Source organism: Aquicoccus sp. (assembly GCF_041686535.1).
Lineage (GTDB): Bacteria > Pseudomonadota > Alphaproteobacteria > Rhodobacterales > Rhodobacteraceae > Aquicoccus.
In genome coordinates this window covers 16,054-37,421 of sequence record NZ_JAWLDS010000024.1, presented here as the reverse complement: position 1 = coordinate 37,421, position 21,368 = coordinate 16,054, and the positions used below count along the sequence as shown (strand labels likewise).

Annotated in this window: 11 protein-coding genes; 5 read left to right on the top strand and 6 right to left on the bottom strand. The window is 67.2% G+C overall.

Annotation, left to right across the window (positions count from 1 at the left end; genetic code table 11):
* The 5 genes from ACESL9_RS07660 to ACESL9_RS07640 all read right to left on the bottom strand — a co-directional run.
* Positions 1-848, bottom strand: an 848-nt coding sequence (locus ACESL9_RS07660; protein ID WP_372674673.1) for a formyltransferase family protein, incomplete at its 3' end; no start/stop codon positions are given.
* The gene (locus tag ACESL9_RS07655; RefSeq protein WP_372611185.1) at positions 848-1,861 is read right to left on the bottom strand and encodes a glycosyltransferase family 2 protein; all 1,014 of its coding nucleotides are present in this window, start codon (positions 1,859-1,861) and stop codon (positions 848-850) included. The genes ACESL9_RS07655 and ACESL9_RS07660, both read right to left, overlap by 1 nt.
* 3 nt (positions 1,862-1,864) lie before the next feature.
* Complete coding sequence (locus ACESL9_RS07650) at positions 1,865-8,320, bottom strand: type I polyketide synthase (RefSeq protein WP_372611187.1); 6,456 nt, start codon at positions 8,318-8,320, stop codon at positions 1,865-1,867.
* Between the two features lie 129 nt (positions 8,321-8,449).
* A complete protein-coding gene (locus ACESL9_RS07645; RefSeq protein WP_372611189.1) occupies positions 8,450-9,817 on the bottom strand; it encodes an oligosaccharide flippase family protein in 1,368 nt (455 codons plus the stop codon).
* A complete protein-coding gene (locus ACESL9_RS07640; RefSeq protein WP_372611191.1) occupies positions 9,814-10,671 on the bottom strand; it encodes a glycosyltransferase family 2 protein in 858 nt (285 codons plus the stop codon). The genes ACESL9_RS07645 and ACESL9_RS07640 overlap by 4 nt, the downstream gene beginning before the upstream one ends.
* Before the next feature lie 120 nt (positions 10,672-10,791).
* Between ACESL9_RS07640 and epsE the strand changes: the two genes are divergently transcribed.
* Entirely contained in the window at positions 10,792-11,994 is a 1,203-nt protein-coding gene (gene epsE, locus ACESL9_RS07635; RefSeq protein WP_372674672.1) for an exopolysaccharide biosynthesis GT4 family glycosyltransferase EpsE, read from the top strand.
* A gap of 31 nt (positions 11,995-12,025) precedes the next feature.
* Here epsE and ACESL9_RS07630 read toward each other — a convergent pair whose 3' ends face one another.
* Positions 12,026-15,049, bottom strand: a complete 3,024-nt coding sequence (locus tag ACESL9_RS07630; protein ID WP_372674671.1) for a calcium-binding protein — start codon at positions 15,047-15,049, stop codon at positions 12,026-12,028.
* Positions 15,050-15,337: 288 nt separating this feature from the next.
* Between ACESL9_RS07630 and ACESL9_RS07625 the strand changes: the two genes are divergently transcribed.
* From ACESL9_RS07625 to fdhF, 4 genes are all read left to right on the top strand, one after another.
* Positions 15,338-16,252, top strand: a complete 915-nt coding sequence (locus ACESL9_RS07625) for a LysR family transcriptional regulator (RefSeq protein ID WP_372611197.1) — start codon at positions 15,338-15,340, stop codon at positions 16,250-16,252.
* A 96-nt stretch (positions 16,253-16,348) separates the two neighbouring features.
* Entirely contained in the window at positions 16,349-16,816 is a 468-nt protein-coding gene (locus ACESL9_RS07620) for a formate dehydrogenase subunit gamma (RefSeq protein ID WP_372611199.1), read from the top strand.
* Complete coding sequence (locus ACESL9_RS07615) at positions 16,813-18,333, top strand: NADH-ubiquinone oxidoreductase-F iron-sulfur binding region domain-containing protein (RefSeq protein WP_372611201.1); 1,521 nt, start codon at positions 16,813-16,815, stop codon at positions 18,331-18,333. The genes ACESL9_RS07620 and ACESL9_RS07615 overlap by 4 nt, the downstream gene beginning before the upstream one ends.
* 128 nt (positions 18,334-18,461) lie before the next feature.
* Positions 18,462-21,368: a formate dehydrogenase subunit alpha gene (gene fdhF / locus ACESL9_RS07610; RefSeq protein WP_372611203.1), complete on the top strand. Its 2,907-nt coding sequence runs from the start codon at positions 18,462-18,464 to the stop codon at positions 21,366-21,368.

Below are 21,368 nucleotides of genomic sequence, written 5' to 3'. Positions count from 1 at the left end.
CAGATCGCCGTAACCCCCTGCAGCACGACCGGCACCGTGCCCGTCGCCACGCGAAGCGCGTCGTCATCCACCTCCAGAACCGTGCCCGGTGCCGCCGCGCCTGCCGGTTCGCGTGGGATGCGCGCGCCGCGTGCCAGCAGAACCTGCCCCGCAACCTCGAACTTGGGCGCGGTGAGCGGGTTCCAGTACGGCCCGTGATCGAGCGCGCGCACCATCCGCACGACCTCTTCGGCGGGGTGCGCGAAATCGATCCGCCCCGCCACCGCGAGCCGCCGGTCACGCCCGAAATAGTTGCGCTGCGAAAGATCCTGCGCCACCACGGGCGCCTCCGGGCGCGACAGCTTTTCCAGCACCGCCCCGAACGAGCTCATCGCCGCCTCGTAACACTTGGTGTTGAGCGTCAGCGCAGTGTCGCTTTCAGAGATGTCGAACATCACCTGCTCGATGATCCCGCCGGTATCGGCGCGCCGCTCGATCATGTGCCAGGTAATCCCGTGCCGCCGCTCGCCCGCCAGCAAGGCCCACACCGGCGCGTTGAGGCCCGCATAGGCCGGCAGCGGCCCGTCATGGAAATTCACCGCCCCCCGGCGTGGCAGGTCCAGCACCTCCTCCGGCAGCATGTCGAGATTGGCGATCGACAGGAGCCAGTCATGCGCGATCCCCTCAAGCCGTCCGGCCAGCCCGGCCCCCGGCGCGATCACGGAAACACCGCGCGCGCTGGCCCATCCGGCGATGTCATCGTTGCGCGTGACCAGCGCGGCAAGAACATGCCCCGCCGCGATCACTTTCTCACTGCACTGGATGGCAAGGCTTTCGTTGCCGATCACGATCATGGTTTGCGTGGTCATCACGATTTTCCTTCCTTCCGGCCGGATGTGCCCCTCGGCCCGCTTCCGGCGGTTTGTCCCCCGCGCCGCACCGGCGCCGCTACCAGCGATTTCGCGTCATGGACGATCAGGCGGCGCAAAAAATGCGGCGAATCGGCCAGGCCGCGCCACTGCAGCAGCGCACGCAGACGGTGAAGGCTTCCCCCCGTCACATGCGCCAGCGTCGCCAGCACGGCATAGCCAAGCCCATGGTTCTTGACGAAATAATGCCAACGCGAGTCGAGCCAGTATTCCGGCACCCGATCCCAGCCCTTCATGCCCGTGCTGACCGAGCCGATATGCGTCACCCGGCTTTCGGCCACGTAATGCGTGGGCCAGCCGGCCAGCGCGGCGCGACGGCAGAGATCCGTTTCCTCGAAATAGAGAAAGAACGCCTCGTCGAACATCCCGATCTCGTCGAGCACCCGCGCCCGCAGCATCATGCTGGCCCCTGCCAGCCAATCGACCGGCCCGCTTTTCTCGGGCACCGGCATGGGCACGGCATGATCGGCCAGCATCCGCGTCACCGGCCCGAAGCGGATCGCGCCCTCGAACTCGCTGAGGATACCAGGGAAGCGAAAGGCCGTGAAATGGATGTCCTTTTCAGGTCCATGGATACAGCTGCCCGCAATGCCGACCCCGGGGCGGGATTCGAGATAATCAAGCAGCACGCGGATCGCACCCGCATCCGGAAAGGCATCGGAATTGAGGATGTAATAGTAATCGGGCGCAGACCCATCGCGCAGCCCCGCACGCATCCCGAAATTCATGCCTGCCCCGAAGCCGCCATTGTGCCCCGATTGCAGCACCCGCACATCCCAGCCGCGCGATTGCACCCCCTCTTGCAGCGTCTCGAACGAGCCGTCGCCGCTGTCGTTGTCGACGATCACCAGCTCGCCCTCGATCCCCTCCATCTCGCGCAGCGCCGCCTCGGCCGCCTGCAGCGTCATCGCCGGGGTGCGATAGTTCAGGATGATGGTCAGAATCTGCGCCATGGTCTATTCCGCCGCCTGAGGCCGGGGGGCGAGCGCGGACACCCGCGATGCCCGGGCCGCCGGGTTCTCGGCATCCTCGATGGCGCGTTTCATCCGCGCCGCCAGAACCCGCACATTGGGTTCGAGCACCATCGAGTCGTGATCGCCCGGCACCTCGACCACCTGGATCAGCGGCGCGAACGGGCTCCAGTCGTTGTCATGGGTGACATAGGCGCGCTCGGAATTGACCCAGCGGCCCGCACCCACCTGCCACTTGCCCACCAGCGGCGGACGGAACAGGACAACCGGCCCGTCCCAGGGCAGCAGGTCATACTGCGCAACCGCGCCCAGGAAAGCCTGCTCAATGGCGCTGTTGTGAAACGCGGTTGGCGCGGTCTCCCCCTCGCCCGCAACCGGTGCGCGGCGCTTGACGATCTCCCACCGGACGCGCCGCGCCAGCCACCTGAACGGATAGAGCACGCCACCCGCCTTCAACTCCTGCAACTGGATGCGCAGCCGATCCCCGGCACTGAGCGGTCGGCGGCGCGGCAAGGGCGTGTCGAGCAAGACCAGCGCCGCCACCTCCTCGCCCGCATCGCGCAGTTGCTGCGCCATCTCATAGGCGATGATCCCTCCGCCCGAGAACCCACCCAGCAGGTAAGGCCCCTTGGGCTGAACCACCCGAATCTCGGCAAGGTAATCGGCCGCGGCTTCGACGATGCTGCCATGTGGCGCGTCGTCGCCATAGAGCCCCCGCGCCTGGAGCCCGTAAAACGGCCGGTCCGTCCCCAGAAGATGCGCGAGATGGCGCAGATTCAGCACGTTGCCGAACATTCCCGCGACAAGGAAGAACGGACGCCGCGGCCCGCCTTCGCCCTGGTGCATCGGCACGATATGGGTGAAGCGCCGCTCAGGGGCCTTGGCCGCCTTGTCGGTAGGGCTTTCACTTTCGCCTTCCATCGCGACCCCTTCATTCTCGATCATTCGCGCACAGGCGCGAATGGTCGGCGCCTCGAACAGGACCGAGATCGGGAAATCCACATTCCAAGTCTTGCGCACCTGCGCGAAAAGCCGCACCGCGATCAGCGAATGCCCGCCGAGGTCGAAGAAATTGTCCTCGGCCCCGACCTTCTCGACCCCCAGAAGCGCGCTCCAGAACGCCGCCAGCTTTTCCTCGATCGCACCCTGGGGGGCGCTGTATTCGGTCTCCAGGTCGGGCCGCTCGAACGTCTGGCTTTCGCCCTCCTCCGCGCCGGTATCCTCGGCCTGACGGATCAGGTCGGGCAGGCTCAGCGACGACACCACCACCTGTGCCTGTCCCATGGCCAGCGCGCGCAGGAAGGCATCAGCCCCCTCGTCGGGGCGAATGCCCTCTCGCAGGTTGTGGCGCAGCCGCTCTTCGGCAGGCGACAGCGGCCGATCGCCGCCGGTCCCGGGAAACTCAAGCCCCTGCAACGACGGCGCGGCGATCAGCGGCGCATCGGCCTCGAGCCGCCGGATCGAGAAATTATGCACCTCCACACAGACATTGCCCTGCAAGTCGCAGATGGTGACATCGAAACTCGCCGCCCCCGCCTCGGCGCGGTTCTCGCCCGCGATGCGCACCCAGCTCACGATCTCGCCCGGAAGCGGGCGATGGACCCGCACCGCGCCATAGGAGACCGGAACCCAAAGATGCGTGGGCGCATAGCCCTCGATCAACTCCATCGCCCATCCCGTGGCCAGGTCCATCAGCCCCGGCGACAGGATATAGCCCGGCTCGCGCAGCGCCTCGGGCAGGCGCAACCGCGCCACGCCCTCGTCCACGCCCAGCCCCACGCGCGTCAGCACCCGCCAATGCGCCCCGAAATTGAGATGCGCCTCCTGCGGGCTGCGCAACGTGCGCCCCGGCTCGGCCATCCGCGCATCGCGGAAATGTGTCTCCAGCCCCGCCACATCGACCCGCGCAGGCGCCGCCATCGGCAACAGCGCCAGCGTCGCCTCGGCATTGGTTTCAAAGCCCGTGCGCCCCTCGATCTCGCGCGCCGATTGCACCTTCATCGCATAGCCCGCATCGCTGCGCGTCAGCGTCACGCGCATCTCGCGCGGGGCATGGTCGCTCACGTCAAGCGGGCGCAGAAAGTAAAGGTCGCGTATCTCGAATGGTCCGGTTTCCTCCTGCGCGTCGAGGGCTTGCGCCGCGATCTCGATATACCCCGTGCCGGGCATCAGGGCCTGGTTTCCACCCGTGCGATGCTCGCCCAGGACCCATTGCGCGGTTGAAAGCCGCGTCTTGAACAACCGGTTGCCGTCAGGATCGAACGTCGCCACGTCGAGCAACGGCTGCGCCACCGCATTTTCGCTCCGGTCGGGGGCTTGCCTGCCCACGCCCAGCGCCTCGGCGGCCATGCCGACCTCGGCCCATATGCCCCAGTTGATCGCCACCACCCGTGTCGCATCGCCCGCGCGGGCCTGTGCGTAAGCATTGAGATAGGCATTCGCCGCCACGTAATCGACCTGGCCGGCCGGAGCCGTCGCCGTCGATGACGACGAGAACAGCACCAGGAAATCGAGGCTGCCATCGGGAAACAGGGTGTCCAGTACCTGCAGCCCGTGCACTTTCGGCGTAAACACGTCCTCGACCACCATGGGCGACTTGCTCAGGATCGGCTCATCCGCGATTACGCCGGCCGCGTGGATCACGCCGTTGACCGCGCCGAACCGGATCTGCACCTGTTCCAGCGCGCCGCGCATTTCCTCAATATTCGACACGTCGGCAGCCACCACCATCACCTGGCCACCGAGACCTTCAAGGCGTTCGACCGCCGCGATCCGCCGCGACGTGGGATCATGCGCGCCGAACCGGCGGATGTGATCCTCCCACGCATCGCGCGGCGGCAGGGGCGTGCGCGCCATCAGCACGATGCGCGCGCGGGTGTCGCGCACCAGCCGCTCGGCCAATGTGAGGCCGATACCGCCGAACCCGCCGGTGATCAGGTAAACCCCCGCGTCGCGCAGCGCGACCGGCGCGGGCCCCTCGGCCTTCAGCGCCGCTGGCTTGAACCGCTGTTCGAAGCGCCGCGCCCCGCGCAGCGCCGCCACTTGGTTGCCGGGATGCGCGAACAGCTCTTCCAGCACCCGCGCACCCAGCTCCGAAAGGTCCGCCTGTCCCCGACGCGGCGACTCGGGCAGCCGCAGATCGAGGGTCGAGACCGTCACCCCCGGAAATTCCCGCGGGATCACCCGCACCGGGCCGAGCGCCGTCGCCTTCTCGGGGTAATCGAGCCCCTCGCCCCTGACCTGCGCCGCCCCTGTTGTGAAGCAGGCGACATGCACCGCGCCCCAATCCGCCGCCGCCATCGCCTGTGCCAGGAACAAGAGCGCATAGAAGCCCTGTTCCTGGTTGCGGTGGAAAAAACTCGAGCCGGGGCGATGGTCCTCGCCCCGCGTCACCAGCCAGAAATGCGCGATCCGCGTGGGCGTCCACGCCCTCGCGGCCAATTCCTCGACCAGCGCGTCATAGCCTTCGCGCCCCCGTTCCGGCGACAGGACGAACCCGCCCTCCCCATCGCGGCCGAATGTATCGCCCGCCCGCACGGTGATCACGTCCTGCCCGCCCGCGCGCAGCCGCTGCACCACGTCCCGGCCCAGCCCGGTCTCGTCCACGAAGACCAGCCAGCGTTCGGCGGGCGCATCGGCCAGGGTCTCGACATCCACGTCGCAATCGGCGGCCACGGGTTTCCATGCAGGCAGATAGCCCCAATCCTCGATCGCTTCGGCCCGCATCAGGTGCGTGGGCACCGACGCTTGCGCCTGCGCCTTGCCGGGTTCGATGAAATAGGGCCTGCGCTGGAACGCATAGGTCGGCAGCACCACCCGGTTGCGCCGCGCCGCGCCCCAGACCTGCGCCCAGTCGAAATCGCCTCCCATGGCCCAGACCCGGGCCAGCTGCGCGATGAAATACTCGTCGTCGGGCACCGCGTCGTCAGGATGACGCAAGGCCGAAATGACCTGGTCGCGCCGCACGTCCGGATGCTGCGCGGCCAGCGACGACAGCGCCTTGCCCGGCCCCATCTCGATATAGATGCGCGCGGGTTCCGCGCTCAGGTGGTCGATGCAATCGGCAAACCGCACCGTGCCGCGCAGATGCGCCACCCAGTACTCCGGGTCGGTCGCCTGTGCATCGGTCAGGGGCTGCCCGGTCCGGTTCGAGATGACCGGCAGGCGCGGCGCCGAGAGCGGAATCGCCCGCAGGTAGTCACCGAACCGCGCCAGGATCGGCTCCAGCATCCGGCTATGGGCGGCGATGTCGATCTGGATGCGCTGGCAATCAACGTCACGCGCCTCCAGCCGGTTTTGCAGGTCATCGAGCGCCGCCTGCGGCCCCGAGGCCACCGAAAGCCCCGGCGCATTCACCGCCGCAAGGTCGAGGTCGTCGTCGCCCAGATGCGCCCGCAATTCCTCCGCCGACAGCGATACCGAAAGCATCCCGCCAGCCTCGACCGTGTCGAACAATTGCCCGCGCAGGTGCACCAGACCGATGCAATCCTCGAAACTCATCACCCCGGCCAGGCAGGCCGCCGTGTTCTCGCCCATCGAATGGCCCAACAGGACATCGGGCGACACGCCCCAGCTCATCCACAACTGCGCCAGCGCATATTCGGTGATCATGATCAGCGGCAATTGCACCGAAGGGCGTTGAAGCGCCGCGTTCGCCGCCGACTCCTGCCCCGGCTCGGGCAGCCACAGCGCCTTGAGGTCATAGTCGAGCCGCGGCCCCAGCACATCGAGCCCCCGGTCCATCCACTCGGCAAAGACCGGCTCGGTCTCGTAAAGGTCGCGCGCCATGCCCGCATATTGCGCCCCACCGCCGGGGAACAGGAACACGGTTTCGGGCCGGTCGCCCACGACACCATGCGTGAACACCCGGCGCGGATCGTTCTCTTCCAAGAGATCGGCGGCCTGTTCCGCGCTTTCCGCCACCACGACGCGACGCCTGTCAAAGGCGCGCCGCCCCTCTTTCAGGGTCCAGGCCACATCGGCCAGCGGCAGGTCCGGGTTGGCACGCAGATGCGCCGCCAGCCGCGCCGCGCCTTCGTCCAGCGCCGCATTGGATCGCGCCGACAAGACCAGCGGCTGGAACGGCCAGTCGCTTTCTTCACTGGGCGCCCGCTGCGGCGCCTCGTCAAGGATCACATGCGCGTTCGTGCCCCCCACGCCGAGCGAGTTCACCCCTGCCCGGCGCGGCCCGTTGCGCCGCGCCCATGGCGTCAGCACATCGTTCACGCGAAACGGCGAATGTTCGAAATCAATCGTCGGGTTCGGGTTCTCGAAGCCCAGCGAGGGCGGCATTTCCCGGTGATGCAGCGCCAGCGACGCCTTGATCAGGCTCGCCACCCCGGCCGCCGTGTCGAGATGCCCGATATTGGTCTTGACCGACCCGATCCGGCAAAAGCCCACCTCGTCCGTGGTCCTGCCAAACGCCTCGCTCAGCGCCGCAACCTCGATCGGGTCGCCCAGATAGGTGCCGGTGCCGTGGCACTCGACGTAATCCACCGTATCCGCCGAAACCCCGGCGATCGCCTGCGCCTCGGCCACCGCCGCGGCCTGCCCGTCGACCGACGGCGCAAGGTATCCCGCCTTGGCCGCGCCGTCATTGTTGACCGCCGATCCCTTGATCACCGCCCAGATATGATCGCCATCGCGGATCGCATCCTCGAGCCGGCGCAGCACGACCACGCCCGCGCCCGATCCGAACACCGTGCCCTGCGCGCGCGCGTCGAACGCATGGCAATGCCCGTCGGGCGACAGGATCTCGCCCTCCTTGAACACGTATCCATGGCCCTGCGGCAACTCGATCGTCACGCCGCCCGCCAGCGCCATGTCGCACTCGCCATTGAGTAGCGCCTGTGCCGCGTAATGCGTCGCCACCAGCGATGTGGAACATGCCGTCTGGAGCGAAATCGACGGCCCCTTGAGGTCGAACACGTGGGACACCCGCGTCGAGAGGAAATCCTTGTCATTGCCTGTATGGCGCAGCAGGAACATGCCCACCTGGTCGACCAGGTCGGGGTTCGAGCAGATGTTGAAATAGAAATAGCTGCCCATCCCGCAGCCCGCGAACACGCCGATCGGCCCGTCGAAATTCTCCGGCATGTGGCCGGCGGTCTCGAACGCCTCCCACGCCACTTCGAGAAATTGCCGGTGCTGCGGGTCGAGGATCGCGCTTTCCTTGGGGCTGAAGCCGAAGAACTCGCCGTCGAAATGCTCGAACCGGTCGAGCGGCGCGGCATGGGGCACGTAATCGGGGCGCCGCAAGAGCGCCTCGGGCACGCCTGCGGCGCGCAGCTCGTCCTCGCTCAACCGGCGAATCGATTCCACGCCCTCGCGCAGGTTTCGCCAGTAGTCATGAATCCCCGGCGCGCCGGGCAAATGCGCGGCAATGCCCACGATGGCGATGTCGTTTTCGCCGGGCACGGCTGGATCAGGGTGCTGCGTCATGTGAAAAGAACTCGTCCCAAGTCTCACGTCCGAACAGGGAGCGCCATCCCATATAAATAAGGTGACATTTTGGCGATATTACAAGATTTTAACCTGGTGCGACAGGTTTATCCGCATGCGCCGCCCGGATCAGCCCTGACCGCGGCCCGCCAACTCCGCGATCGCCTCGGCATTGAGCCAGAAGGCCAGCGCGATCAGCACCAGCCCCAGCAACGCAAACCCCACATCATGCAGCCGGTCCCATGCCCCGGTGGACCGGCTCAGCCAGATCACCACCGGATAGACCGCGACCATCGCCACCCCCTGCCCGATCAGCGCCCCGAAAAGCCCCGCCCATTCCAGCCCGATCACCAGCGCCGCCACCATCGCCGTCGCCTTCGATCCCGCCAGCACGAAAAACCGCTTCGAATCCCCTGCCGCCAGTGCCGCCTGGTCATAGGTCAGCGCGATGATCTGCGGCACCTGCATGCAGGCGATCACCACCACGACGGCCCCCGCCATCGCATAGCGCGGATCGTAAAGCAGATCGACGATCCACACCCCGCCCAGCGCCAGCACCGCGACCAACCCGAAAAGCGCGCCCGACACCATCAGCCGCATCCGCCTGAGGCGCGCGAAATTCGCGGCGCTCTCGCGCGGGGGCCATTCGCGATAGACGGGAATGAGAATGCGCCGCACCAGCATCCCGCCCATCAGAAGCGGAAAGGAAGCCAGGAAAAAGCCGATATTGTAGACCCCGAAAAGATCGAGCGCGAGGTATTTGCCGATCAGGAGCTTGTCGGCCTGCGTCAGCGCGAACCCCGCCACGGTGCTCAGGAAGATCCACTTGCCGAAACCGATCAGCTCGCGCGCCGCCGCAGGCTCCCAGCGGAACCTGTTCGATCCGCCGGGCAGGAATAGGTGGTGCAGGACAAGCTGCGCCACCGAGCCCAGCACCCCCGACACCACCAGCGCCCAGACCGATTGCCACCACCACGCGAGCAGGACCGCCGCGCCGATGCCGATCACCTGGTTGGCTATGTCCAGCACGGTCAGCCGCCCGACCCGCAAATGCCGCTGCGCGCTGTCCATCCGGGTCGGCAGAAAGCCCGTCAGGATCAGGGTCAGCGCCGAAACCGGCAGCATGAGCGCCAGTTCGGGCAGTTCGTAGAGCACCGAAACAGGCCACGCGATCGCGCAGGCCACCGCGAAGAGACCCAGTCCGCGCATCACCTGGATCGTCCAGGCGGTATCAAGGAAATCGCGGTCGTCGCCGCGCTTTGACTGCATGATCGCGGGCGTGACGCCGACATCCGAAAACTGGTTCAGCCCCATCAGGAACACCGAGATGAGCGCCATCGTCCCGAACGCCTCGGGAAACAAGAGCCGCGTCAGGATCAGGTTCGAGGCCAGCCGCAGAACCTGGCTGGTGCCGAACCCGACGATGGTCAGCCCCGCGCTGCGCGCCGCCCGTGCCACCACGCTCTCGCCGCCAAAGACCCGTGCCACCACGCTCATCGTCCGCGACTCCAGCCATTCGTCTTGCGCATACGCGCCGCCACCGCGACCCCGGCATAGACGGCGAAGGCCGGAGGGTTGCGCAGGAAAAGACCCAGCTTGCCCATGATCCCCGGCCGCGTGACCTTGGCATTGCGCGCCAGTTGCGGAAATAGCTCCAGCACCTCGCGCACCCCCGCGTCCTGGCGCGCGCGCACCTTCACGAGGTTGCGCCAGCCCGTCACCACCGGCCAGTCATAGGATGCGGCCACGCCGATCCGCTCCCCGGGCGCGAAGAGAAGCCGCACGAACGTGTCATCCGAAATGATCTGCGGGAACCGCGTCCAGCGCCGCCGCCCCGCCGCGTTGACCGCGAAGAACCCGCAGCCCGGCACCCCCTGCGCCATGAACGGCACATGCGCATAGCACTGCGCATAAAGCCGCGACACAAGGCTGCCCTGCGCCGTGATCCGCACCGTGCCGCTGACATAGGCCGCGCGCTCCACCCCCAAGACCCGCGCCACCTGGTCGAGCAGCGGCGGCGAGACCCGCACATCCGCATCGAGATAGGCCCGCGCCCCGAACCGCGCCGCGGCGTCGCCCGCATTGAGCGCGCCGGGCTTGCCGCCCTTCTCAAGCTCCAGCACCTTGAAATCCCAGCCCGTGGCGCGAAACTCCCCGGCCAAACCGCGCGCCGCCTGCGCCGTGTCATCGGTGCAGCCATTGGCCACCACGATCACCTCGACCGGGATCGGCAGGGGAATCGACCCCGACCCGGCCCCGGGTTTCGGGTTTGACGCCAGAAGCGCCCGCAGACACGGCCCGATCTGCCGCGCCTCGTTGCACGCGGGAATGATGATGCTCAGCCCCGGCAAGGCACACTCCCGCTGACACCGGGCTTGCCCTGCCACGCCCTCACGGTGCAGGGTCGCGCCATATCGGTGACGCACCTTTTTCGTTGCATGTCGTCCATGGTCAAAGTGAAAGCCTGTTTCGTGTCCAGACCCCTTAAAATCGGCATCCTGATACCCCAGTTCCCCGGTCAAACCCATATCTTCTTTTGGCGCGAGATCCTTGAACTGGAAAAAATGGGCGTCAGTGTGGCGCTTTTCAGCACAAGACCGCCACCGCCCGGCCTGATCGCGCATGACTGGTCCGACGCGGCGATTGCGCGCACTACCTACCTGGGCGACATGGCACCCGCGAATGCCGCGCTGGCGCTGGCCCGCACGCCGATTGCCGCGCTCCGGGGCGATCTGCGCCGCGAACCGCGCGCGTTTGCGCGCGACGTGGTTCTCTCGCTGCCCGCCGCCCGGCGGTTGGCGCGGGCCTGCAAGGCCCGGGGCATCACCCATGTTCACGCCCATTCCTGTGGCCGCGCCGCACTGATCTGCGCGCTGGCGGGCCGCATGTTCGGCCTGTCCCATTCGCTCACCCTGCATGGCGCGCTCGGCGATTACGGCCCCGGCCAGGGCTTCAAGTGGCGCCACGCCGCCTTTGGCTGCGCCGTCAGCCGACGGCTTGTCCGCGAACTCGAGGCCACGCTCGGCCCCGACCTGCCGGCACGGATCCACCTGCAACCGATGGGGGTCGATACCGATGTGCTCTCGCGCGACAACCCCTATCACCCGCCCGAATCCGGCCAGCCGCTGCGGCTCTTCTCCTGTGGGCGGCTCAACCGGCTCAAGGGGCATCAGGACCTCCTGCAGGCCCTGCGCCAGTTGCGCGACTCCGGCCTCGACGCCCGGCTCGAGATCGCGGGCGAGGATGACGAGGGCGGATCGGGCTTTCGCGTCGAGCTGCAGGCGGACATCGCGCGGCTTGGCCTCGACGATCATGTGACGCTCCTCGGCGCCATCGACGCGAACGCGGTGCGCGCGCATCTGCAACAGGCGCATCTCTTCGTCCTGGCCACATGGCACGAGGCCCTCGGCGTCGCCTACATGGAGGCGATGTCGATGGGCCTGCCCACCATCGGCACCGACACCGGCGGCGTGCCCGAACTCATCACCAGCGGCCGTGACGGGGTGCTCGTGCCGCCCCGCGACCCCGAAACGCTGGCCCGCGCCATTGCCGAACTTGCCGCCGACCCCGCCCGCCTGAAAGCCCTGTCGCAAGCCGGGCGCAGGCGCGTGGTCGAGAATTTCTCGTCTGCGCGCGGCGCGCGGACCCTCGTCGACGCGATCACCGGCAACTGACACGGCCCCGATCATTTTCCGAAAGATCGCCTCACTCCGGCAGGTCGAGCCGATAGGTGCGCCCCGGCTCACCCTCGAATTCCAGCGATTCGATGGAGACGAGCCGATGCTCCACCTCTCCGCGCATCGCCAGGAGCCGCCCATCCTCCATCGCAAAGCGATAGTCCGACCGCTGTCCCGGCAATACCGCCAGATCCGTGCCCGCCCCGCCATGCAGGAAATCCCCGCCGCCGTGACTGACCAGCCGGTCCTCCCCCGGCCCCGCGATCAGGATATCGGTCTCGGCCGTCCCGTTCAGGGCCTCGCCGTCCGGGCCACCATGGGCCACCCGCCCGTGCAGGAATGCCCCCGGCGCGCGCCCCTCTTCGCCCGTGCCCCGCTCGTTATGCGCCATCAGCACGTCCCAGCGCGGATTGTCGTCCTGAAGATGCCGCAACGCGCCCCAGCTTCCGAACTGGCTGGGCGGGGCGACATCCACGAAGGCGTTGAAAAGCTGTCCGCCCTGCGCCTCCCATGCCTCGAGCAACTCGGCATAAAGCGCTGCCATCTCATCCGAGTAATTGAATGCCTTGAAGAACTCGGTCAGATTCTCGTCGCCGGTCGCCGCGCCATGGCCCACCGCATGGGTGCCGCCCTCGTACATCACGAAATCGAACCCGTGCCGCTGTGCCACCTCGCGGTGATAAGGCCAGAGCGTGCCGGTCACCTCGGCCAGCGACCCGTCGCGCACCGCCTGCGCCGCGCGCGCGATCGCCTCATCGAACCGCACCGGTTCGATCGCCGCCTCAAGCGCCTTGCGCCGCAACCCTTCACTGCGCGGCCCGGCCTCGGCGGCCTCGCGGCTCTCCTCGATCCAGCGGCGCAGATCGTCGAGCCGCCCCTCCTCGTCCTCGCTGCCCAGTTCGAACCCGAAATAGCCCGACACCGCGTAGGCATCGAAATGCGCCGCCGGGCTGGGTGCGTCCGCGCCCTGCTCGTCCATCCACAGGGGCGCGGTCAAAAGCGGCTCTTCCAGCCCCGCCCACCCGGTATGCACCGCCACCACCCGCCGCAGCCGCGCCGCGTCCTCGCCCGTGAACACTTCGCCCCAGACCCGCATGACCTCGGCCGCGCGCATGCCGGTGAACTGCATCCAGGCATCGTCTCCCGCCGCCTCGCCCCAGCGTTCCCGCGCCTGCTCCACCGCCCATTGCGCCTGGGGAAAGGCAAGGTTCCACATCTCGTTGGAATACTCGACCCAGACATGCAGCCGCGGATCGAGCCGCTCATGCACCGCCTCGGCAAACCGTTCGACGAAATCGTCATCCGCCATATGCGGCATGGTGAACCACGGATCCGCCCCGACAAGGTTGGCCAGATCGACCATCACCTCCACCGGCACCCCGCGCCAGACATAGCTGAAATCATCCACGCGCGGTGCCATGTCCCACGATGTGACCGGTGAATCGTTGGTGAACATCCAGTCCATGAAGCGCAGGTTGCGCAGATCGGCGATCCGCGCGATCCAGTCCGGGTTGAAGGTCACGCCCAGGTCATGCAGCGCGGCCTGGTCCTCGCGCAGGACCTCGATATCGCGGATATGATCGCCGGTATCCTCGGGGTCGGTCTCGGTGATCGCGATCGACACCAGCCCCTCGCCCGGCGCATATTGGAACCGCGCCTCGTTCCCTGCGTATTCCACGCGTCGCGCCCGCCCGCCCAGTTCCAGCTTGCCCTCGCCGCGCCAGCGCACAAGATACCGCCCGCCAAGATCGCTGGCCGCCTCGGGCTGATCGGTGAGGATGAATGTCTCGAGCCGATCCACCTCAGGCGGAATGCGGCGCGGCCAGCCATCGTCATCGAGATACCCCTCCTGCGCCATCCGCGCCGCGTCCCAGGCACCCCAGTTGTCGCCCACATGCCCAAGCCATGGCCGGGCCGTCTTCATCAGATCGACAAAGGGATGCTGCGTGGACCAGTCGGCAACGCCGTTCAGCCCCATCGCCAGCGCCGGATCGGCGAGCCCCTCGCCCTGCGCAGCCGCCTCTGCGGCCGCATCAGCCGCCTCCCCGTCACCGGCACGGTCGTCACTGGCCTGATCCTCACTGGCCGCATCCGGTTCGGGTTCGTCCTGCGCCTGCGACGCATCGGCCCGTTCCACCGCCCCGGCCCCGCCGGCCGCAGCCTCGTCCTGTTCTCCCACGAGCTCGGCAATCCGTTCCGTCATCGCGGGCCAGTTCTCGCGCACCTCTGGCGGGATCGTATCGGGCAACTCCATGTCGTCCGGCACCGCCTCGCCATAAAGCGCCTGATAGGTCACCGCCGCGGCCAGAAGATAGGTCACCGGCGTCCCGTGTGGCGCATCGTCGGAATAGAATGCCGTCGCCCCCAGCTCGTCAAGCGGCGGCGCACTCATCAACTCCGACAGCACCCGCGCCACCGGGATCAGGACGATGGGCTGTTCCGGCCGCTCCCGGCGCAGGGCCTCGGCATAGTCCTCGTACCATTGATGATACTCGCCCATGTTGAACGCGTGATAGCGCCGCAGCGCCCGCTGCCACGGCGGAAACCCGCGCACGAACGGCGCCATGTCGGCCCAGCCCTCGTAAAGGTAAAGCGGCGTGCCCCGCACATGCCCGTCGATCAGGTCCAGCATCGCCGAGAGCGGCGAGGCCCCATCGGGGTTGTCGCCCTCATAGGGCCGGTCGGGCGCCCGGTTCTGGATGAAATTCGCCGGGTTGACCACGATCCCGTCGAACCCGCCGGGATCGAACGTGCCCCCGCGCCAAGCCCGCGCCACACGCCGGAATGACCAGTTCGCCTCCGGCCCCGCCTTGACGAAATCGCGCAGGAACCCCCATTGCCCGCTCGCAGCGAACTCATGCCCGCCCGCGCGCGCCATGAGCGCCAGCCAATGCGGCACCGCCGTCTCGTCGGTGTCGCTCAGGTGATGAATGAGCGAATTGCCGAAGAAATGCACGCGGCGGTCCTCGCCCCGCACCATCCCCGCCGCCAGCAGGAATACCAGCGCACCCAACCACGCCGCACGCGCCCAACAGACCCCGGACCACCGCATCGTCACCTCCCTGTACAACACGCCACGACTGTTGCGGTTTTGCGGTTTTCTTGCAAGGCTTACGCCCGAACATGAGGCCGCGCCCGGCCCGAATTTCGCCAGAAGAGGCAAGGCGATGCAACCATCCGCACAATATCGGGGCGTTTCGGCCCGACGCCCCGGCCGGCGCCAAGAAACAGCCGCTCGATTCCGCGATCCCGGGCGCGGGTTCCCGCGCGGCGCCGGGCCGCGCCCGGCCCGGCCCACCGGCCTCGTCATCCCCCCGCATGACGACCGGGGCCGCCGGTCATGATCGACAAGCTCGAAATGTTCATCGCGCTGGCCAAGGAAGAGCATTTCGGCCGCGCCGCCGCCCGCCTCGGCATCACCCAGCCCTCGCTTTCGGCGGGCATCAAGCAGCTAGAGGAACAACTCGGCGTGCAGCTCGTCTTTCGCGGCTCGCGTTATGGCGGGCTCACCCCCGAGGGCCAGACCGCGCTCGACTGGGCGCGCCGGATCGTCTCGGATACGCGCCAGTTGCGCGAGGAAATGCGCGCCACCCGCCATGGCCTGTCGGGGCAGTTGCGCATCGCCGTGATTCCCACCGCGCTCACCTGGGCGGCGCGGCTTTCGTCGCGTTTCGCCGAGAAACACCCCAACGTGCGTTTCACCCTTCTGTCACGCACCTCGGTCGAGATCCTCTCGATGCTCGAAAATCTCGATATCGACGCAGGGCTTTCCTATCTCGACAACGAACCCATGGGCCGGGTCAGCAGCGTACCGCTCTACGGGGAAACCTACATGCTGGTGTGCAATGACGCCTCGCCCTTCGCCACCCGCGACCAGGTGGGCTGGGACGAGCTCGATGGCCAGAAACTCTGCCTTCTGACCCCCGACATGCAGAACCGCCGCATCATCAACGGCAATCTCGCAAGCGCCGGGATCACCCCGCAGGCGATGGTCGAATCGAACTCGACCGTGGCGCTGGTCGCGCATGTCGTCTCGGGCGACTGGTTCACCGTGCTGCCCGGGGACATCGCCCGCTTCCTCGCCGGTGGCAAGCCGCTGCGCCTCATCCCGCTCACCACGCCAGATGCAAGCCAGGCACAGGGCCATGCCGTGGGCCTCATCGCCCCCTACCGCGAACCGCACACGCCGGTTCTGGCGGCGCTTCTGGACGAAGCGCGCCGCATTTCGGAGGTGAAGGGTCGCTTGCGCTCATAATAGGCATAGGCTATCGTTTGACGAAATATCGATATTGATTTCCAAACGCAAAGTCCGCATGACTCGCGCCCGAAGACCCCATGTTCGAGGCCAGCCATGACCAACAGCCCGCCCACCGACGAGATCGCCGCGATCATCGACACGCACAAGGCGCTCGAAGGTCCGCTCCTGCCGATCCTGCACGCCCTGCAAGATGCGTTCGGCCATGTCCCGCAGGCCGCCGGTCCGCTCATCTGCGACGCGCTCAACATCAGCCGCGCCGAGCTGCATGGCGTGATCAGCTTCTACCACGATTTCCGCGACGCCCCCGCCGGGCGGCACGTCCTGAAAATCTGCCGCGCCGAGGCGTGCCAGGCCGTGGGCGGCAAGGCGCTGGCCGAGGAAACGCTCGCGAAACTCGGGCTCGACTGGCACGGCACCACGCCGGGTGGCGCGGTCACGATCGAGCCGGTCTATTGCCTCGGGCTTTGCGCCTGCGCCCCCGCCGCGATGGTCGATGACCGCGTGATCGGCCGGGTGGATGCTGCGAAAATGCAAACCCTTCTCGAAAAGGTTGGCGCATGAAACTCTATGTTCCCCTCGACAGCGCCGCCAAGGCACTGGGCGCCGACGAGGTCGCCGCCGCGCTGGTCGCCGAGGCCGAGAAACAGGGCATCGCGGTCGAGATCACCCGCACCGGCTCGCGCGGGATGATCTGGCTCGAACCGCTGGTCGAGATCGAAGAGAACGGCACCCGCATGGGTTTCGGCACCGCCACGCCCGAGGACGCCGCCGCGATCCTTGCGGGCACCAGCGACAAGGCGCTCGGCCCGGTGGAAGAGCTTGACTGGATGAAACGCCAGGACCGCCTCACCTTTGCCCGCGTCGGCGTGATCGACCCGCTCGACCTGGCCGATTACGAGGCCCATGGAGGGCTGGCCGGTCTGCGCCGGGCGCTCGGGATGACCGGGCAGGAGATCGTGGACGAGGTCAAAGCCTCCGGCCTGCGCGGCCGCGGCGGCGCGGGCTTCCCGACCGGCATAAAGTGGCAGACCGTGCATGACGCCGACGCCCCGCAGAAATACATCGTCTGCAACGCCGACGAGGGCGACAGCGGCACCTTCGCCGACCGCATGATCATGGAAGGCGACCCCTTCACCCTGATCGAGGGTATGGCCATCGCCGGTTTGGCCGTGGGCGCGACCAGGGGCTATGTCTACCTGCGCTCGGAATATCCCGATGCCATCGCCATCATGTCCCGCGCGGTCGAGATCGCCCGCTCCAGGGGACTGCTCGGCGCCGACGTGATGGGATCGGGCCGCGCATTCGACATGGAGATCCGCAAGGGGGCCGGCGCCTATGTCTGCGGCGAGGAAACCTCGCTCCTGAACTCGCTGGAAGGCAAGCGCGGCGTGGTGCGCGCCAAGCCGCCCCTGCCCGCGCTCGAAGGCTTCCTCGGCCGGCCCACCGTGGTCAACAACGTGATCAGCCTCGCCACCGTGCCGGTCATCTTCGAGAAGGGCGCGCAAGCCTATGCCGATTTAGGGATGGGCCGCTCGCGCGGCACCGTCACCTTGCAGATCGCCGGGAACGTGGCCCGCGGCGGGCTTTTCGAGACTGCTTTCGGCCTCTCGCTGGGTGAAGTCGTGAACGATCTCGGCGGCGGCACCATGACCGGCCGCCCCGTCAAGGCGGCACAGGTCGGCGGGCCGCTGGGCGCCTACCTGCCGGTGTCGAAATTCGACGCCCCGCTGGGATATGAAGAGCTCGACGCCGAAGGCGGGCTTCTGGGCCATGCCGGGATCGTGATTTTCGATGACGCCACGGATATGCTAGAAATGGCCCGCTTCGCGATGGAATTCTGCGCGGTGGAAAGCTGCGGGAAATGCACGCCTTGCCGGATCGGCGCGGTGCGCGGGGTCGAAACCATCGACCGCATCGCCCAGGGCGATGGCGATGCGCTGCCGCTCCTGACCGATCTCTGCGAGGTGATGAAAGAGGGCTCGCTCTGCGCGCTGGGCGGTTTCACGCCCCTGCCGGTGATGTCCGCCGTCACCCATTTCCCCGACGATTTCGCGCATGGCAAGGAGGCCGCGGAATGAACGGTTTCGCCTTGCTGCCACAAGCCGACCAGCCGGGGGGCGCTGCCCCCCGCGGTGAAAAATGCCACGGCATTTTGTCACCTTCCCCCCGGAGTATTTCCGGCAAGATGAAAGACTGAGGCCAGACCATGAAAGATTTCATCATCCCCAATGACCGCGACATGGGCACCCCCGCGCGCACCGGCGCGCCCGTGACCCTCACCATCGACGGGTTCGAGGTCACGGTGCCCGACGGCACTTCCGTGATGCGCGCCGCTGCCGAGGCGGGCATTTCCGTGCCCAAGCTCTGCGCCACCGACAGCGTCGAGGCGTTCGGCTCCTGCCGGCTCTGCGTGGTCGAGATCGAGGGCCGCCGCGGCACGCCCTCCTCCTGCACCACGCCGGTGGCGCCCGGCATGGTGGTGAACACCGGCTCCTCCAAGGTGCGCAAGATCCGCCGCGGCGTGATGGAGCTTTACATCTCCGATCACCCGCTCGACTGCCTGACCTGCTCGGCCAATGGCGATTGCGAATTGCAGGACATGGCCGGCGCCGTGGGCCTGCGCGACGTGCGCTACACCGCGCCCGAGGGCGGCGCGCTCGACAACCATTTCGAGGCCCGCAACACCAGCGGCGACAACCACCGCTACCTGCCCAAGGACGAGAGCAACCCCTATTTCACCTACGACCCGTCGAAATGCATCGTCTGCTCGCGCTGCGTGCGCGCCTGCGAAGAGGTGCAGGGCACGTTCGCCCTAACGATCGAAGGCCGCGGTTTCGACAGCCGCGTGAGCGCGGGCAACGCGCTCGACGATTTCCTCTCCTCGGATTGCGTGAGCTGCGGCGCCTGCGTGCAGGCCTGCCCCACCGCCACCTTGCAGGAGAAATCGGTGGTCGAACTGGGCACCCCCGAACGCTCGGTCGTCACCACCTGCGCCTATTGTGGCGTGGGCTGTTCCTTCAAGGCCGAGATGCAGGGCGACACGCTCGTGCGCATGGTCCCGTGGAAGAACGGCAAGGCCAATCGCGGCCATTCCTGCGTCAAGGGCCGCTTTGCCTATGGCTATGCCCACCACCAGGATCGCATCCTGAACCCGATGATCCGCGAAAACATCACCGACCCATGGCGCGAGGTTTCCTGGGACGAGGCGCTTTCCTTCGCCGCCAGACGCATGCGCGGCTTGCAGGAGACATACGGCCAGAAGAGCATCGGCGTTATCACCTCCTCGCGCTGCACAAACGAGGAAACCTACCTCGTGCAGAAACTCGCCCGCGCCGTTTTCATGAACAACAACACCGACACCTGCGCGCGGGTCTGCCATTCGCCCACCGGCTATGGTCTCGGCCAGACCTTCGGCACCTCGGCCGGCACGCAGGATTTCGACAGCGTCGAGCATACCGACGTGGTGATCGTGATCGGCGCCAACCCCACCGACGGCCACCCGGTCTTTGCCAGCCGCCTCAAGAAACGCCTGCGCGCGGGCGCGAAACTCATCGTGATCGACCCGCGCCGCATCGACCTTGTGAAATCCGCACATGTCGAAGCCGCGCATCACCTGCCGCTGCGCCCCGGCACCAATGTCGCGGTGGTCACCGCGCTGGCCCATACCATCGTCACCGAGAAACTCTATGACGAGGCGTTCATCCGCACCCGCTGCGACTGGGAGGAATTCCAGGCCTATGCCGAGTTCGTCTCCGACCCCCGCCACAGCCCCGAAGCGACCGAGGAGCTGACCCGCGTGCCCGCCGAAGAGTTGCGCGCGGCCGCGCGGCTCTTCGCGACCGGCGGCAACGGCGCGATCTATTACGGCCTCGGCGTCACCGAACACTCCCAGGGCTCGACCACGGTGATGGGCATTGCCAACCTTGCCATGCTCACCGGCAATGTCGGCCGCCCCGGCGTGGGCGTGAACCCGCTCAGGGGGCAGAACAACGTGCAAGGCTCCTGCGACATGGGATCCTTCCCGCACGAGTTGCCCGGCTATCGCCATGTGAAACTCCCCGAGGTGCGCAAGATCTTCGAAGAGGCATGGGGCGTCACCATCGATTCCGAGCCGGGCCTGCGCATCCCCAACATGCTCGACGCCGCCGTCGATGGCACCTTCAAGGGGCTTTACTGCCAGGGCGAGGACATCCTGCAATCCGACCCCGACACGAAACATGTCGCCGCCGGTCTCGCCGCGATGGAATGCGTCATCGTGCATGACCTCTTCCTCAACGAGACGGCAAATTATGCCCATGTCTTCCTGCCCGGCTCGACCTTTCTCGAAAAGGACGGCACCTTCACCAATGCCGAACGCCGCATCAACCGCGTGCGCAAGGTGATGGCGCCCATCAACGGCTATTCCGACTGGGAAGTGACGCAGCTCCTCGCCAACGCCATGCTGAAGGAATCGGGGGGCGCGAACTGGACCTATACCCATCCCAGCCAGATCATGGACGAGATCGCCGCCACCACGCCCAGCTTCGCAGGCGTCACCTATGACCTGCTCGACGAGAAGGGCTCGGTGCAATGGCCCTGCAACGACGATCACCCCGACGGCACGCCGCTCATGCATGTCGATGGCTTCATGCGCGGCAAGGGGCGCTTCATCGTCACCGAATACGTGGCCACCGACGAGAAAACCGGCCCGCGCTTCCCGCTGCTGCTCACCACCGGGCGGGTGCTCTCGCAGTATAACGTGGGGGCACAGACGCGGCGCACCGCCAATTCCATCTGGCATGGCGAGGACGTGCTCGAAATCCATCCCCACGACGCCGAGAACCGCGGGCTGCACGAGGGCGACTGGGTCAAGCTGGCCAGCCGCTCGGGTGAAACCGCACTGCGCGCCCATATCACCGAACGGGTGGCGCCGGGCGTTGTCTATACCACCTTCCACCACCCCGACACGCAGGCCAATGTCGTGACCACCGATTTCTCGGACTGGGCCACCAACTGCCCCGAATACAAGGTGACGGCGGTGCAGGTTTCGGCCTCGAACGGGCCATCCGAATGGCAGGAGGATTATGCCGCCCAGGCCGAGCAATCGCGCCGCATCCTGCCCGCCGCCGAGTGA